Raw genomic sequence first — 1,177 nt, 5'->3', positions numbered from 1 at the left:
GCTTGACGCGTCCGCTGGCGACGGGATTGGCCCTTTCGCCTTCCCGCACGATGTTGTCGTAGACGGTGCGGAAGGCGCACACGTCGTCGGCGCTGAAGACGATTTGCCGCTCACGCGCCGCCGTGCATAACTTGTTGGCGTTGAGCAGGAAGTCCGTCATTGCCTGCGCCCACGGCTGGCCGGTGGTTTCTTTCGCATACAACAATTCGCGCAGCAGGTGCGCATTGCACAGGGCATGGGTACTGTCGTCGAGACGCCAATATGGGGCCCAGCAATCGTGCACGAGTACGCCAGTGCGCCCGGCGAGAATGCCGTGCTGTTCGATCGCGGCCATGCCGCGCTTGCCGTGCACGCCGTACCAGGTGTGTGTCTCATTGGCGGCGATGTGCAGCCAATGCAGTTTGCCGGCCACGCGCAGACCTGATTCGTCGGCGTGGACCAGCTGTGCCGCGTTCAGTTGACTGGCGATCACGTTTGCCGTTTTCTGCAGGGCGGCGCTCGCCTCGGCCACCCATGCCACCAGCGTGCCCGGCGATACCGCAAGGCCGTACACGTCATGGATCAGTTCGGCCGCACGGGCATACGGCAGCATCTGGCCTTGCGTCAGATGCACGCCCAGTGCACGCACGTTGGGACCATATTGGACCGATTCGCTCACGCCACCCGGAAAAGAGCTCGTATGAAATTGCCCGCAAACGCAGGTAAGGGCCAAAGCGTGATGCTCGACGACATTGAAAGCGACGGTCGGTACATCGACTACCTGGCGGCGAGCCCATACCTGTGCGTGCTGCGTTGGCAAGGCCGCATGGCAGCGTTCGCACTGTCCCGGCAACGGATGCTTCACGACCTCATCGGGCTGCTCTGCTTGTCTGAGCGTCGTACCCTTGCGGCCCTTCTGGCCGCCGACCTTCTTGCCCGACGACTCGCGCAGCGAGCTCGTCTTCTTGACCAGCCCGTCGGACGATGGCGGCTTGCTCGAATTGTCGCTGTTCATGCCCAGCCTCGCTTCGACCGCGTTCAGGCGCGCGAACAGCGCATCGATGAGACGATCCTTGTCGGTATCGGACAGTTGAGTCAAATCGGGACGGGGCGGCTTCGGTGGCATGGCGGGATGATGCGGCAAACCAGCATTGTTTACAACTGCTAATTGCGGGGTTTAGTGCGGCTGAATAGTTAC

Annotated in this window: 1 protein-coding gene; it reads right to left on the bottom strand. The window is 62.2% G+C overall.

Going from position 1 to position 1,177, the window contains the following annotated elements:
* On the bottom strand, nucleotides 1-1,105 hold a 1,105-nt coding region (gene tnpC, locus CR103_RS21735; protein WP_143752727.1), incomplete at its 3' end, for an IS66 family transposase.
* Nucleotides 1,106-1,177: the final 72 nt, after the last annotated feature.

It is taken from the genome of Massilia psychrophila (assembly GCF_002760665.1).
Lineage (GTDB): Bacteria > Pseudomonadota > Gammaproteobacteria > Burkholderiales > Burkholderiaceae_D > JAFCUW01.
This window is presented reverse-complemented; position numbering and strand designations above follow the sequence as displayed.